Annotated in this window: 12 protein-coding genes and 3 tRNA genes; 6 read left to right on the top strand and 9 right to left on the bottom strand. The window is 69.3% G+C overall.

Annotation, left to right across the window (positions count from 1 at the left end):
• Positions 1-6 precede the first annotated feature (6 nt).
• Together ACP4J3_RS16685 and ACP4J3_RS16680 are read right to left on the bottom strand one after the other, a co-directional pair.
• Positions 7-522 carry a DUF6879 family protein gene (locus ACP4J3_RS16685; RefSeq protein ID WP_426534986.1) on the bottom strand — a complete coding sequence of 172 codons (516 nt, stop codon included), beginning with the start codon at positions 520-522 and terminating at the stop codon, positions 7-9.
• Positions 497-748 carry a hypothetical protein gene (locus tag ACP4J3_RS16680; protein ID WP_426534984.1) on the bottom strand — a complete coding sequence of 84 codons (252 nt, stop codon included), beginning with the start codon at positions 746-748 and terminating at the stop codon, positions 497-499. The genes ACP4J3_RS16685 and ACP4J3_RS16680 overlap by 26 nt, the downstream gene beginning before the upstream one ends.
• Positions 749-982: 234 nt before the next feature.
• On the opposite strand from ACP4J3_RS16680, the gene ACP4J3_RS16675 reads away from it, so the two are divergent.
• On the top strand, positions 983-1,372 hold the full coding sequence (locus ACP4J3_RS16675; RefSeq protein WP_426534982.1) for a DUF6415 family natural product biosynthesis protein: 390 nt from the start codon (positions 983-985) through the stop codon (positions 1,370-1,372).
• Between the two features lie 175 nt (positions 1,373-1,547).
• Positions 1,548-1,754, top strand: coding sequence for a hypothetical protein (locus tag ACP4J3_RS16670; protein ID WP_426534980.1), 207 nt, complete (start codon positions 1,548-1,550; stop codon positions 1,752-1,754).
• 142 nt (positions 1,755-1,896) lie between these two features.
• Here the strand turns inward: ACP4J3_RS16670 and ACP4J3_RS16665 are convergent, their stop codons facing one another.
• From ACP4J3_RS16665 to ACP4J3_RS16650, 4 genes are all read right to left on the bottom strand, one after another.
• Positions 1,897-2,622, bottom strand: a complete 726-nt coding sequence (locus ACP4J3_RS16665) for a hypothetical protein (protein WP_426534978.1) — start codon at positions 2,620-2,622, stop codon at positions 1,897-1,899.
• A gap of 174 nt (positions 2,623-2,796) precedes the next feature.
• Positions 2,797-2,870 (bottom strand) — tRNA-Ile (locus ACP4J3_RS16660).
• A gap of 179 nt (positions 2,871-3,049) precedes the next feature.
• Positions 3,050-3,122, bottom strand: a tRNA-Asn gene (locus ACP4J3_RS16655).
• A gap of 5 nt (positions 3,123-3,127) precedes the next feature.
• A tRNA-Asn gene (locus ACP4J3_RS16650) sits at positions 3,128-3,200 on the bottom strand.
• A gap of 133 nt (positions 3,201-3,333) precedes the next feature.
• Here ACP4J3_RS16650 and ACP4J3_RS16645 point away from each other — a divergent pair.
• From ACP4J3_RS16645 to ACP4J3_RS16630, 4 genes are all read left to right on the top strand, one after another.
• Positions 3,334-3,642, top strand: a complete 309-nt coding sequence (locus ACP4J3_RS16645) for a YtxH domain-containing protein (RefSeq protein WP_426534976.1) — start codon at positions 3,334-3,336, stop codon at positions 3,640-3,642.
• 150 nt (positions 3,643-3,792) lie between these two features.
• Positions 3,793-5,247 carry a xylulokinase gene (locus tag ACP4J3_RS16640; protein ID WP_426534974.1) on the top strand — a complete coding sequence of 485 codons (1,455 nt, stop codon included), beginning with the start codon at positions 3,793-3,795 and terminating at the stop codon, positions 5,245-5,247.
• A gap of 180 nt (positions 5,248-5,427) precedes the next feature.
• Complete coding sequence (locus ACP4J3_RS16635; RefSeq protein ID WP_426534973.1) at positions 5,428-7,161, top strand: ABC transporter ATP-binding protein; 1,734 nt, start codon at positions 5,428-5,430, stop codon at positions 7,159-7,161.
• Entirely contained in the window at positions 7,161-9,089 is a 1,929-nt protein-coding gene (locus ACP4J3_RS16630) for an ABC transporter ATP-binding protein (RefSeq protein ID WP_426534971.1), read from the top strand. Before ACP4J3_RS16635 ends, ACP4J3_RS16630 begins: the two co-directional genes overlap by 1 nt.
• 48 nt (positions 9,090-9,137) lie before the next feature.
• Here the strand turns inward: ACP4J3_RS16630 and ACP4J3_RS16625 are convergent, their stop codons facing one another.
• The 3 genes from ACP4J3_RS16625 to ACP4J3_RS16615 form a co-directional block, all read right to left on the bottom strand.
• Positions 9,138-10,430, bottom strand: a complete 1,293-nt coding sequence (locus ACP4J3_RS16625; RefSeq protein WP_426534969.1) for an RNA polymerase sigma factor — start codon at positions 10,428-10,430, stop codon at positions 9,138-9,140.
• Between the two features lie 81 nt (positions 10,431-10,511).
• On the bottom strand, positions 10,512-12,410 hold the full coding sequence (dnaG, locus tag ACP4J3_RS16620) for a DNA primase (protein ID WP_426534967.1): 1,899 nt from the start codon (positions 12,408-12,410) through the stop codon (positions 10,512-10,514).
• Positions 12,411-12,439: 29 nt separating this feature from the next.
• Entirely contained in the window at positions 12,440-13,705 is a 1,266-nt protein-coding gene (locus ACP4J3_RS16615; protein WP_426534965.1) for an NAD(P)/FAD-dependent oxidoreductase, read from the bottom strand.
• Positions 13,706-13,842: the final 137 nt, after the last annotated feature.

Below are 13,842 nucleotides of genomic sequence, written 5' to 3'. Positions count from 1 at the left end.
GGCTGGCTACTTGACCTCGTACTGGTCGTGCGGGATGGCCCGCTCCCAGACCCGCTCGAACGCGCCTGCGTGCTGCCCGACCACGGCGGGATCGTCGCAGAGTTCCTTGCTGATCCACTCGCCGTCACCGGAGAAATGGTGGACGCGCATCAGCCGCCCGTCGAAGATCCACAGATCGGTGCCCGGCAGCAGCAGGTCCCATGCCCGATGGCGGGGAAGCCAGCGTACGAGCTCACCGGCCTCGACATTGGCGCGGGTCTGGTAGTGCTCCCATGCGATGTAGTCGGTGACCGGCTCGGACACGATGCGGGCCCGTCGCACGATTACACCGCGGGCTACGGCGTCCGCGATGTCCTGGTGGAACGGGCGCCACCAGGAAGCCCGGTCGTCCCAGTCGACGCGCTCGCCGTCCGCCCACGCTTCGAAGCGCGGGTTCGTGAAGTAGGCGTCCCGCATCTCCAGATGGACAGCCGACGTGGTGGTGTCGGCGAGGAGTTCAGCGAACTCCGGGATCGAGCTCATCGCACGCCTTCCTGATGATCGGGATCATTCGCTTCGGGACCCTGATGACGGTCTCGCCCGGCGGGATCGGCGCCCTCGCCGGAGACAGCGCATCACACGTCGCGGTCGTCTGGTCGTCGGCCTGGTAGCTCTGGATCAGCAGGTCCTCCGCTCCTGTATCCACCCAGACTGTGGGGCATCCGTCCTCGTCTGTCTCGGGGTCGATCCCGACGAAGTGAATGGTCATGGTGGCTGGCCTCCCGCGCTAGGTCGGTTGCAGCGATTTACACCACAGTCGTACTCATAGGGCACAGGGTCAAGAGCGCATGTCGGCCATGACCAGTGGTCTAAAAGTGCCGTGTAATTCGGTGCAACTTCGTAGCTGAGACGGCGAGCGGCTTCCTAGCGTCGGCGGGTACGGAAAGACCCCGGCGAGGTGGGGCCTCCCGGGGCGCGGCCACAGCTACGAAGGAGCTGCAACATGGCTACAAGTACCACGCACCCGCCGACCACGGCAGAGCAGGGCCAGGCGCCGCCGGACATCGAGACGATGCGGGAGACCACGCGCCGTGTTCTCGGCCCGGACGATGCACCCGACCTCCTCCCGCCGGCCGCCGAGGTGGACACGCTCGCCGCTGCGCTGCGCGGGCACCTGGAGCTGCTCATCCCCGAGGTCGCGGAGACGGCAGGCCCCCGCCCGTACAGCGTGCAGACGTACTGTGCGCTCGCGTGCGTCGGCGAGGCACGCAGGAAGCTGAGCGTCGCACCGGGGCCCACGCTGGAGGCCCGCGTCGTCCACGCCCGGAAGCTGGCCCGCGTCCTCGATTCGCTCTGCGACCATCACGAGCGGCTCGGCGAGACGGCGTCATGACCGTGACCGAGGCGCCGCCCCTGTCCGCCGAGTGCACCTTGGCTCGCCAGCCTGGCTACAGCAACGTGCATCAGCAGTGCCGCCGGACCGAGGACATCCCGCTGCCCCATAGCCGCGGCATCCTCCTACAACGCCGCTGCGGCTGCACCTGCCACCGCTGGAACAGGCGCATGTCGTGACCGCGCTGCACGTGTGCCGTCACTGCGACGGCCTGATCACCGACCCCGAAGACGCCGTGTTCCTGTGGCACGAGCCAGCCATGTCCGGCCCCGGCTGGGACGTCTACGCACACCGCGAGCACGCCCACCTCGTCAAGCCCGACGACACCGCCGAGCGCCTCCTGGCCCGCATCCTGATCACCCGCGCCCTGTCCGGCGACTGACCCCGCCCATCCCAGACGCCCGTCCCGCCGGTGTTGCCGGAAGCGCCCAGCGGGGCGGGTTCGACGGCCCCGGCCGCTCCGTCCTCCCCCGTGACGACGGCCGGGGCCTCTCCATGTCAATCCGAACGCTACGAGCGGCTCATCACGCCTGCGCCAATCGCTGTGCTCGTTGCTCCGTGTATATCGCGTACTCGTCCTGGTTCAGGATGCGGACCGGCAGCCGCCTGATAACAGGCGAGACGCCATCCGCCACGATCGTGACGACAAAGGCAGCACCACCAGGGACGAGCTCTCGAACACCAGCAAGATCAAGTGGGGGCAGCACACGCGACCAGTTGCCGTGAACGATGCTGTCGGCTCCACCGTCCCATTGAATCGCAGAGACCCCAACAGAGGTGGTGAAGGCCACCTGCTCCCAACCATCCTGTCCGCCGAATCCCCCCAGCCCCTCAAGCTCAATTCGGACGCCTGGGTTCTTGGCGGCATACCTACTTGCGTTCCTCAGCCCCACCGTTGCCCATGTCTGCTTGAAGCCCGCGATCAGGCGCCCTTCCAAGGTGTCGTCCTCGTCGCTCTCGGCCACGAAGACGGGTTCGTTCGGAGAGCTGAAGTTGAAGGTGATCTCAATGTCCAGCTCCGGGCGCCCGGTAGCGGCCCTGTATGCCAACAACGCCACAACCGCGGCTGCGGCTGTGAGGAGACAGGTGTAGATCACTAGGGCCGTATTCACGATGACAGCTCGATCATCGGTCCGGAGCCCCAACGTCCAGCCCGAGAAGATGGTGCCAAGCACCAACGTCATGCCTGCCGCGATGATCGCGAGCGTCGCAATGGTGGTCAGGGTCCGGAGGTCACTCAGGCGCTTCACAGCGGAGAGTGTCCCAGGGCGAGCCGAGCGCCGGGAGCTACATGCCTTGATCGTCTGCACTTCGGTTGAGCATCGACTGAGCTAACGATCATCGGAGACGACGAAAGCCCCTCCTCAAAGGAGGGGCCGACACTGCGCCCCAGGTGAAAACGTTCCTGCGCCACGATGCGAGAGTGGGGCGGGTGGGACTCGAACCCACGGCCGACGGATTATGAGTCCGCTGCTCTAACCGGCTGAGCTACCGCCCCATAGCGGCGTGTCGCGTACAAGTGTGCGCGCCGTCTGCCGCAGCATAGCCGCTCATACGATCTCCTGCTTCGTATGGTCGACTTCGCATGCCCTGAAGGACACCGCCACGACCTGCACGGTTCCCACGACACGTGATCGGGCATGAAAAAGGACCCCTGAGGGGTCCTCGTTCAGCATGCTCCCCCGACTGGACTCGAACCAGTAACCTGCCGGTTAACAGCCGGCTGCTCTGCCAATTGAGCTACGGAGGACCGAGCTCCCCCGACTGGACTCGAACCAGTAACCTGCCGGTTAACAGCCGGCTGCTCTGCCAATTGAGCTACGGAGGAATGCCTCGTTGCTTCGAACGTACCTACCTGGGTAATCGCCAGGGGGCGTGCGCTCGCTGCGACACATACATTAGCGCAAGCAGGGGGGTGCTCCGCCAATCGGTTCCCCCACACCAAGGGAAGGGTGGCCGCCATGCGCTACCGGCTCACGTTCGTCATCGGACTCGCCGTCGGTTACGTGCTCGGCACGCGCGCCGGACGCGAGCGCTACGAGCAGCTCAAGAAGACGGCCCGGGAGATCTCCCAGAACCCCGCCGTCCGCAACACCGCCGAGTCGGCCGCCCAGCAGGGCCGCCACTTCGCGGGCAAGGCGTACCACACGGTCAGCGAGAGGGTCGGCGACCGAGTCCCCGAGACGGTGGCCCAACGAGTCCGCAACCTCCGCGAACGAAGTGCCCACAACGGCGGCGCGGAGGACGACTGGGGAACCAGCAATACGTAGCAGCACCTGTGGGCGCCGGGGACGGCAACGCCGCCAAGGGGCGCGGGGAACTGCGCGACCAGCCACGACGCACCCGCACCCGGAACACAACCCACACCCCAACGGCGCCCACGGCCCAAGCCGGCGCAGCGCCACGGCACAATTGGGGCCATGGGGATAGTCGCCGGGCTGGACAGTTCGCCCGATTTCACTCGCATCGTCGTCTGCGACACGGACTCAGGCGCCGTGCTCAGGCAGGGGTACGCCCCGCACCCGGTGGAATCGCCGGAAGGCACCGCGCGCCCCTCCGACGTCGACCCGCAGGCCTGGCTGCTGTCCCTCGGTGAGGCGGCCGGCGGCGGGCTGCTCGAAGGTGTGCAGGCCATCGGCGTGTCCGCGCAGCAGAACGCGGTGGTCCCGCTGGACGCGCAGGGCGGCACCGTGCGCCCGGCGATGGTCGGCGGCGACAAGCGCGCGCAGGTCGCGGCGGCCGATCTGATCGACGCGCTGGGCGGGCGCGAGGCGTGGGCGCAGGCCGTGGGGTGTGTGCCGCAGGCCGCGCAGCCGGTGACCAAGCTGCGCTGGCTCGCCAAGACCGAGCCGGAGAACGCCGTACGCGCCACCGTTCTGATGCAGGCGCACGACTGGCTGGTGTGGCAGTTGCTGGGCCGGCCCGTGAGAAGGACCACAGATCGGGGTGGGGCCTCCGGGACGGGTTACTGGTCGGCGGCCACCGGCGCCTACCGTTCCGATCTCGTCGAGCTGGCGCTCGGCCACCAGGCGATGCTGCCCGAGGTGATCGGTCCCGCGGAGGCGGCCGGTACGACCCCCGAAGGGCTCCTCATCTCCGCGGGGACCGGCGAGACCATGGCCGCCGCCTTCGGTCTCGGCATCGGCCTTGGCGACGCCGTCGTGTCGCTCGGTGCCTCCGGGTCGGTGATGGCCGTGCACCCCGAGGCGCTGGTCGACAGCAGCGGGATGATCACCTCCCTGGCCGACGCGACCGGCATGCATCTGCCGGTCGTCACCACCCTCAACGCCGTACGCACCCTGCGCGGCACCGCCGAACTCCTCGGTGTGCCGGACCTGGAGGGACTGTCCGACCTGGCGATGAAGTCGACGCCGGGGGCTCATGGGCTGGTGCTGCTGCCCTATCTGGAAGGTGAGCGGACGCCGCATCTGCCGCACACGGCGGGCACGCTGGCGGGGCTGCGACGGGAGTCGATGAAGCCGGAGCATCTGGCGCGGGCCGCGTTCGAGGGCATGCTGTGCGGGCTCGCGGACGCGCTCGACGTGCTGCGCGGCCGGGGGGTCGAGGTACGGCGGGTCTTCCTGCTCGGGGCGGTCGCCGAGCTGCCGGCCGTGCAGGCCGCGGCGCCCTCGCTGTTCGGGACGCAGGTCGTCGTACCGCAGCCCGCGGACTACGCGGCGATCGGCGCCGCCCGGCAGGCCGCCTGGGCGCTCGGGGTGTCGCAGGGGACGCTCGATCCGCGCACGCCGCCGATGTGGCAGGGCGCCGCCGCGCAGGTCCTGGAGCCGGGTGAGGAGCTGGCGGTGGGGCAGGCGGTGCGGCAGCAGTTCGTGTCGGTGCGGGATCAGACGCATCCCGGGGCGTTCCGGCCATAGCGCTCGTCCTTCCCCGGCCGAGCGGAAGGTAAGAGACCGGTAGTAAGCGCACCCGGAAAGCCGTACGAAGCCCCGCCGACGGCTTAATCGGTTGAGGTAACGCGGGTGGAGTGTTCGACGATAGGGGCCAAGGGCAACCAATCGCCCCGTCGCCGACTCGTCCACTCCGAGAGAAGCAGCGTGCTCATACGACTTCTGCGGGCCCACCTCGGTCCGTACCGAAAACCCATCGCCTGGCTGGTGCTGCTGCAGTTCCTGCAGACCTGCGCCACGCTCTACCTGCCCACGCTGAACGCGGACATCATCGACAACGGTGTCGTCAACGGCGACACCGGCTACATCCTCTCCTACGGCGCCCTGATGATCGGCATCTCGCTGGCGCAGGTCGTGTGCAACATCGGTGCCGTCTACTACGGCGCCCGCACCGCCGCGGCGCTCGGCCGGGACGTACGGGCCGCCGTCTTCGACCGGGTGCAGTCGTTCTCGGCGCGTGAGGTCGGCCACTTCGGGGCGCCCTCGCTGATCACCCGGACGACCAATGACGTCCAGCAGGTGCAGATGCTGGTGCTGATGACGTTCACGCTGATGGTGTCGGCGCCCATCATGTGCGTCGGCGGCATCGTGCTGGCGCTCGGCCTGGACGTGCCGCTGTCGGGAGTGCTGGTGGCCGTGGTGCCCACCCTCGGCATCAGCGTGTACCTCATCGTGCGACGGCTGCGGCCGCTGTTCCGGACCATGCAGGAGCGCCTCGACACCGTGAACCGGGTGCTGCGCGAGCAGATCACCGGCAACCGGGTGATCCGCGCCTTCGTGCGCGACGAGTACGAGCAGCGGCGGTTCGAGAAAGCCAACACCGGGCTCACCGCGATGGCGCTGGGCACCGGCAATCTGCTGGCGCTGATGTTCCCGATCGTCATGACCGTGGTGAACCTGTCGTCCATCGCGGTGGTGTGGTTCGGCGCCCATCGCATCGACAGCGGCGGCATGCAGATCGGTGATCTGACCGCGTTCCTCGCGTATCTCATGCAGATCGTGATGTCCGTGATGATGGCCACCTTCATGTTCATGATGGTGCCGCGCGCGGAGGTGTGCGCCGAGCGCATCCAGGAGGTCCTGGACACCGAGTCCAGTGTCGTGCCGCCGACCAGCCCCGTGCGGGAGCTGCGCCGGCACGGTCATCTGGAGATCCGGGGCGCGGGCTTCCGCTATCCGGGTGCCGAGGAGCCGGTGCTGAGGTCGGTCGACCTGGTCGCCCGGCCCGGTGAGGTGACCGCCGTGATCGGCTCGACCGGCAGCGGCAAGTCGACCCTGCTGGGGCTGGTCCCCCGGCTGTTCGACGCCACCGACGGCCGGGTCCTCGTGGACGGCGAGGACGTGGCGGACGTCGATCCCCGGCTGCTGGCGAAGACCGTGAGCCTCGTGCCGCAGAAGCCGTATCTGTTCGCCGGGACGGTGGCGACCAACCTGCGCTACGGCAACCCGGACGCGACGGACGAGGAGCTGTGGCACGCGCTGGAGGTGGCGCAGGCCAAGGAGTTCGTGCAGCGGCTGGAGAACGGGCTCGACTCCCCCATCGCGCAGGGCGGCACGAACGTCTCCGGCGGTCAGCGGCAGCGGCTGGCGATCGCGCGAACGCTCGTGCAGCGCCCGGAGATCTACCTCTTCGACGACTCCTTCTCCGCCCTCGACTACGCCACCGACGCCGCGCTGCGTGCCGCGCTGGCGCGCGAGACCTCCGAGGCGACCGTCGTCATCGTCGCCCAGCGGGTGGCGACCATCCGGGACGCGGACCGGATCGTCGTCCTCGACGAGGGACGGGTCGTCGGCACGGGCCGGCACCACGAGCTGATGGCGGACAACGAGACGTACCGGGAGATCGTGCTCTCCCAGCTCACGGAAGCGGAGGCCGCCTGATGGCCGGGCCCATGGGACGGATGATGGCCGGCGGCGGTCCCGATCAGCGCTCGCTGAACTTCAAGGAGTCGGGCAAGCGGCTCATCGGCCAGTTCAAGCCGGAGCGGCTCACCCTCTACGTGCTGCTGCTCTGCGTGGTCGTGAGCGTGGGCCTGTCGGTCGCCGGGCCGAAGATCCTCGGTGCGGCCACCGACCTGGTCTTCGCGGGCATCGTCGGGCGGCGGTTCGAGTCCGGGACGACCAAGGAGCAGGTCCTCGCGGCGATGCGCGAGCGCGGCGACGGCGAGATCGCCGACATGCTGCGCGGCACCGACTTCACCCCCGGCCAGGGCATCGACTTCGCGGCCGTGGGGAACGTACTGCTCTTCGCGCTCGGCGTGTTCGTCGTCGCCGGTCTGCTGATGGCGGTGGCGACGCGGCTGGTGAACCGGGCCGTGAACCGCACGATGTACCGGATGCGTGAGCATGTTCAAGCGAAGCTGTCGCGGCTGCCGCTGTCGTACTTCGACAAGCGGCAGCGCGGTGAGGTGCTGTCGCGGGCGACGAACGACATCGACAACATCGGGCAGACGCTCCAGCAGTCGATGGGGCAGCTCATCAACTCGGTGCTGACCATCATCGGGGTGCTGGTGATGATGTTCTGGGTGTCGTGGCTGCTGGCGCTGGTCGCGCTGGTGACGGTGCCGCTGTCGTTCTTCGTCGCCACGCGCGTGGGCAAGCGTTCGCAGCCGCACTTCGTGCAGCAGTGGCGCTCGACCGGCAAGCTCAACGCGCATGTCGAGGAGATGTACACCGGGCACACCCTGGTGAAGGTGTTCGGCCGGCAGGAGGAGTCGGCGCAGCAGTTCGCCGAGCAGAACGAGGCGCTGTACGAGGCGGGCTTCAAGGCGCAGTTCAACAGCGGGATCATGCAGCCGCTGATGCTGTTCGTGTCGAACATCAACTATGTGCTGGTCGCGGTCGTCGGCGGGCTGCGCGTCGCGTCGGGGTCCTTGTCCATCGGTGACGTACAGGCCTTCATCCAGTACTCACGGCAGTTCTCGATGCCGCTGACGCAGGTCGCGTCGATGGCGAACCTCGTGCAGTCGGGTGTCGCCTCGGCGGAACGGATCTTCGAGCTGCTGGACGCGGAGGAGCAGGAGGCGGATCCGGTGCCGGGGGTGCGGCCGGAGGAGCTGCGCGGGCGGGTGGCGCTGGAGGGGGTGTCCTTCCGGTACGACCCCGAGAAGCCGCTGATCGAGGACCTGTCGCTGGCGGTGGAGCCGGGGCACACGGTGGCGATCGTCGGTCCGACGGGCGCCGGCAAGACGACGCTGGTGAATCTGCTGATGCGGTTCTACGAGGTCTCCGGCGGGCGGATCACCCTGGACGGGGTCGACATCTCCCGGATGTCCCGGGACGAGCTGCGCGCCGGGATCGGGATGGTGCTGCAGGACACGTGGCTGTTCGGCGGGACGATCGCGGAGAACATCGCGTATGGGGCGTCCCGGGAGGTCACGCGGGGCGAGATCGAGGAGGCCGCGCGCGCCGCCCACGCCGACCGGTTCATCCGTACGCTGCCCGACGGGTACGACACGGTGATCGACGACGAGGGCAGCGGGGTCAGCGCGGGCGAGAAGCAGCTCATCACGATCGCGCGGGCGTTCCTGTCCGACCCGGTGATCCTGGTGCTGGACGAGGCGACGTCGTCGGTCGACACCCGTACCGAGGTGCTGATCCAGAAGGCGATGGCGAAACTGGCGCACGGGCGTACGTCGTTCGTGATCGCGCACCGGTTGTCCACCATCCGGGACGCGGACACGATCCTCGTCATGGAGAACGGCTCGATCGTGGAACAGGGGGCGCACGGGGAGCTGCTGGCGGCGGACGGGGCCTATGCGCGGTTGTACAAGGCGCAGTTCGCGCAGGCGGTGGCTGAGGTGGACTGAGCGGGTTTCCCGGCATCGGGGTGCCGCTGCGACAGCGGCACCCTGCGCTCAGTCCAGGTAGCCCCTCAGCTGGTCCGCGAACGCGTGGTCCCGCAGCTTGTTCAGGGTCTTCGACTCGATCTGCCTGATTCGCTCCCGCGTCACCCCGAATATGCGGCCTATCTCCTCCAGCGTGCGCGGGCGGCCGTCCGCCAGGCCGTACCTGAGTTGTACGACCTTCCGCTCCCGCTCCCCCAGGGTCGACAGGACCGCTTCCAGGTGTTCCCGCAGGAGGAGGAACGCTGCCGACTCGACCGGCGATGTCGCGTCGCCGTCCTCGATGAGGTCGCCGAGCGCCACGTCGTCCTCCTCGCCCACCGGCGCGTGCAGCGACACCGGTTCCTGGGCCAGGCGCAGGACCTCGCTGACGCGCTCGGGCAGGAGGTCGAGGTGGGCGGCGACCTCTTCGGGCGTGGGTTCGTAGCCGCGTTCCTGGAGCATGCGGCGCTGGACGCGGACCACCCGGTTGATCAGCTCGACGACATGGACCGGCACCCGGATGGTGCGGGCCTGGTCGGCGAGGGCGCGGGACATGGCCTGGCGGATCCACCAGGTGGCGTACGTCGAGAACTTGTAGCCGCGGGCGTAGTCGAACTTCTCCACCGCCCGGATCAGGCCGAGGTTTCCCTCCTGGACCAGGTCGAGCATGGTCAGGCCGCGGCCGACGTACCGCTTGGCGACGGACACCACGAGCCGCAGGTTCGCCTCGATCAGGCGGCGCTTGGCCATCCGGCCCATGACGACCAGCCGGTCCAGGTCCAGCGCCAACTGGCTGTCCAGGTCGGGGGTGTTGCTCAGCTTCTCCTCGGCGAACAGCCCGGCCTCGACGCGGCGGGCGAGTTCGACCTCCTCGGCCGCCGTCAGCAGCGGGATGCGGCCGATCTCCCGCAGGTACTGGCGGAAGAGGTCGGAGGAGGGGCCGCCGGTGTCGGCGCGGGCGCGCGGGGGCAGCGGCGCCTCGACCGGTTCGGCGGCTTCCAGCGCCTCGGCCGGCGGCTCCGCCGGCTCGGGCGCGGTATCGGATTCCGCCTCGGGATGGTGCGCGACACGGCTCTGCGGCGGCACCGCGACGAGGACGTCCGTCTCCGCGTCCGGCTCCGTGGCGTCCGTACTGGTCTGACTGAGGGTCTGGGTCTGCACGGGGGCGACCTCCAGGATGATCGCTGCCGAGTCATACGGCAGCGCTGCTTCGAGGGCGGAGTCGGCGGCCTCGCCGCTGTCCGTCCCGTACGCGATGAGCGGAACCGCGGGGGTGTGGGACCCGTGAGGAACGGATCGGCCGCGCTCCGAGGACTCAGGCACCGGAACCCAGTGTGGAGTACGACACATCGCCGCCACGAGGGGCGTGCGGTGACTTTTTGCGTCCGGTCCGTGACCGCGCGCTCAGAGGGCGGCCGGGCCCTGCGCTTGCAGCGCCTGGTCGTACTGCTGCAGGACCCACAGCTCGTTCTGTACGGCGGCCAGTTGGGCGGGGTCGCCGTGCTGGCCCAGCCGCGTCAGGGTGACGTGGATCTCGGCGACCCGCCGCTCGACGGCTCGGCGGCGGACGGTGACCAACTGGGCACCGGCATACGGCTCGTCGACGGTCTTGCGTCTGATCGGTTCCACGGCGAGTTCGGTGACCATCGCCTTCACCGCGTCGTTCGGCGCCGCCTCCCGGACCTGGTGCAGATACTCCTGGGGATCCTGCAGGCCGTACTCCGCGCCGCCCGCGTCGAGGATGGCCTGGCGCACGGCCGCGTACGGTTCGGCGGTGAACTCGTCGACCCCGAAGGCGTCGAAGATCGGTGACACCAACTCGGGGCGCTGCAGGGCCAGTTTGAGCAGCTCCCGTTCGGTGATGTAGACGGGGTTGCGCAGGGTGAGGGACGGGCCGGAGACGGCTTGGCGCGGGGCCGCCGCCTCCTCGAAGCGCCGCATGCCGCGCGACGGCGCCGAGCGCTGCCGCCCGCCGTTCCGGCGGCTGGTGTGACCGACGCGGTCCACGACGTACTCCTCGTCGCGGATGCCGACGAGACCGGCCAGCTGCACCGCGACCTCGCGCCGCTGTGTGAACTCCTTGATCTTGGCCACCACCGGGACCGCCTCGTCCAGTGCGGCCGCCCGCCCGCCGGGCGTGTCGAGGTCGTAGCGCTCGACGATCTTCCGCAGCGCGAACTCGAACAGCGGGGTGCGCGGTTCGGCCAGGTCGGCCACCGCGTCGTCGCCCTTCGCCAGGCGCAGTTCGCAGGGGTCCATGCCGTCCGGGGCGATGGCGATGTAGGTCTCGGCGGCGAACTTCTGGTCGTCCTCGAAGGCGCGCAGCGCCGCCTTCTGGCCGGCCGCGTCGCCGTCGAAGGTGAAGATGACGCGGGCCGAGCCGTTGTCCATGAGCAGTCGGCGCAGGATCCGGATGTGCTCGCCGCCGAAAGCCGTGCCGCAGGTCGCGATGGCCGTGGTGACGCCGGCGAGGTGGCAGGCCATGACGTCCGTGTAGCCCTCGACGACGACGGCCCGGCTGCTCTTGGCGATGTGCTGCTTGGCGAGGTCGATGCCGTAGAGGACCTGGGACTTCTTGTAGATCGCCGTGTCGGGCGTGTTGAGGTACTTCGGGCCGTTGTCCGCCTCGTAGAGCTTGCGGGCGCCGAAGCCGACGACGTCGCCGGCGATGTCCCGGATGGGCCACATGAGCCGTCCCCGGAAGCGGTCGATCGGGCCGCGGCGGCCCTCCTGCGACAGCCCGGAGAGGATCAGTTCCTTGTCGCTGAAGCCCTTGCCGCGCAGGTAGCGGGTGAGGTGGTCCCAGCCCTGGGGGCTGTAGCCGACGCCGAAGTGGACGGCCGCGGCCTGGTCGAAGCCGCGCTCGGCGAGGAAGACCCGGCCGGTGTCCGCCTCGGGGCCGGACGCCAGCTGCTCGGCGTACCATTCGGCGGCGATCTTGTGGGCCTCGACCAGGCGGATGCGTTCGCCGCGCTGGTGGGCGGGGTTGTACCCGCCCTCCTCGTAGCGCAGGGTGATGCCCGCCTGGCCGGCGAGCCGCTCGACCGCCTCCGAGAAGGAGAGGTGGTCGACCTTCATCACGAACGTGATGGTGTCGCCGCCCTCCTGGCAGCCGAAGCAGTGGAAGAGTCCCTTGCTCGGGCTGACCTGGAAGGACGGCGACTTCTCGTCGTGGAACGGGCAGAGCCCCTTGAGGTTGCCCCCGCCCGCGCTGCGCAGCTGGAGGTACTCGGACACCACGGCGTCGATCGGGACCGCGTCCCGTACCGCCTTCACGTCCTCGTCGTTGATCCGTCCAGCCACGCGTGAATTCTACGGGGGCGCTCTGACAGCTAACGGACGAGGTTTTCGAGCGGAACGTGCGGGTCCGCCAGGGTCTGGGTGTTCACCTGTGCCTTCGAGCGGATCAGCCGCTGGATGGGATCTGTGACGTCCCACACATTCACATTCATCCCGGCGAGCACCCGGTTCTCCCGCACCCAGAACGCGATGAACTCCCGCTTCCCGGCGTCCCCGCGGATCACCACTTCGTCGTACGTCCCCGGGGGCGCCCACCCGCTGTACTCCATCCCCAGGTCGTACTGGTCGGAGAAGAAGTAGGGCACGCGGTCGTAGGTGATGTCCTGTCCGAGCATCGCCCGCGCCGCCGCCGGGCCGCCGTTGAGCGCGTTGGCCCAGTGCTCCACGCGCAGCCGGGTGTCGAAGAGGGCGTGCGGGAAGGAGGCGACGTCGCCGGCCGCGTAGATGTCGGGGTCGGAGGTGCGCAGTTGTTCGTCCACCACGACCCCACGGCCGTGCGCGCGCTCGGCGATCTCCAGCCCCGCCGCCTCCGCGAGGCCGATGCGCGGGGCCGCGCCGATCGCCGCCAGCACATCGTGTGCCGGGTGCTCCTCGCCGTCGTCGGTGCGCGCGGCCAGCACCATGCCGTCCTGGCCGACGATCTCCGTCAGCCGCCGCCCGAAGTGGAAGCGCACGCCGTGCTCCCGGTGCAGCTCCCCGAAGAGCCCGCCCAGCTCCGGGCCCAGCACACCGTGCAGCGGCGTCGGCTCCGGCTCGACGACGGTGACCTCGGCGCCGTACTCCCGCGCCGCCGCCGCGACCTCCAGGCCGATCCAGCCGGCGCCGGCGATCACGATGTGCCCGTTGTCCCGGCCGAGCGAGGTCAGGACGCCCTTGAGGCGCTCGGCGTGCGCGAGCCGGCGCAGATGGTGGACGCCGGCCAGGTCGGTGCCCGGGATGTCCAGGCGGCGCGGCTCTGCGCCGGTGGCCAGCAGGAGCTTGTCGTAGTGGACGACGGTGCCGTCCTCGCCGAACCGGACCGTCTTCGCCGTACGGTCGATCGCGTCGACGGTCTGGCCGAGGTGCAGCTCGATGTCGTTGCGCGCGTACCAGGCGGGCTCGTGCACGAAGATGCTGTCGCGCTCCTCCTTGCCGAGGAGGTAGCCCTTGGAGAGGGGCGGCCGCTCGTAGGGGTGGTCGCGTTCGTCGCAGATCAGTATCACCCGCCCGGTGAAGCCCTCCGCGCGGAGCGTCTCGGCCGCCTTTGCGCCGGCGAGTCCTCCTCCGACGATGACGAATGTCTGATCCGCGTCGACCACTTGATGCCTCCTCGTAAGGGTGCCGCCACCTGAGCCTCCCGCACGCAGCGTGATGCGGGAAGAGGGGGTGACCCGATCAGGCCACGCAGGGTCACTTTCGAGTGCCCGTTCGCCTCTTGGGCCTCACCCGTCGCGCA

Source organism: Streptomyces sp. UG1 (assembly GCF_049974585.1).
Taxonomy (GTDB): domain Bacteria; phylum Actinomycetota; class Actinomycetes; order Streptomycetales; family Streptomycetaceae; genus Streptomyces.
Note: the sequence above shows the minus strand (reverse complement) of the source record. Positions and strands in the feature narration are given on the sequence as shown.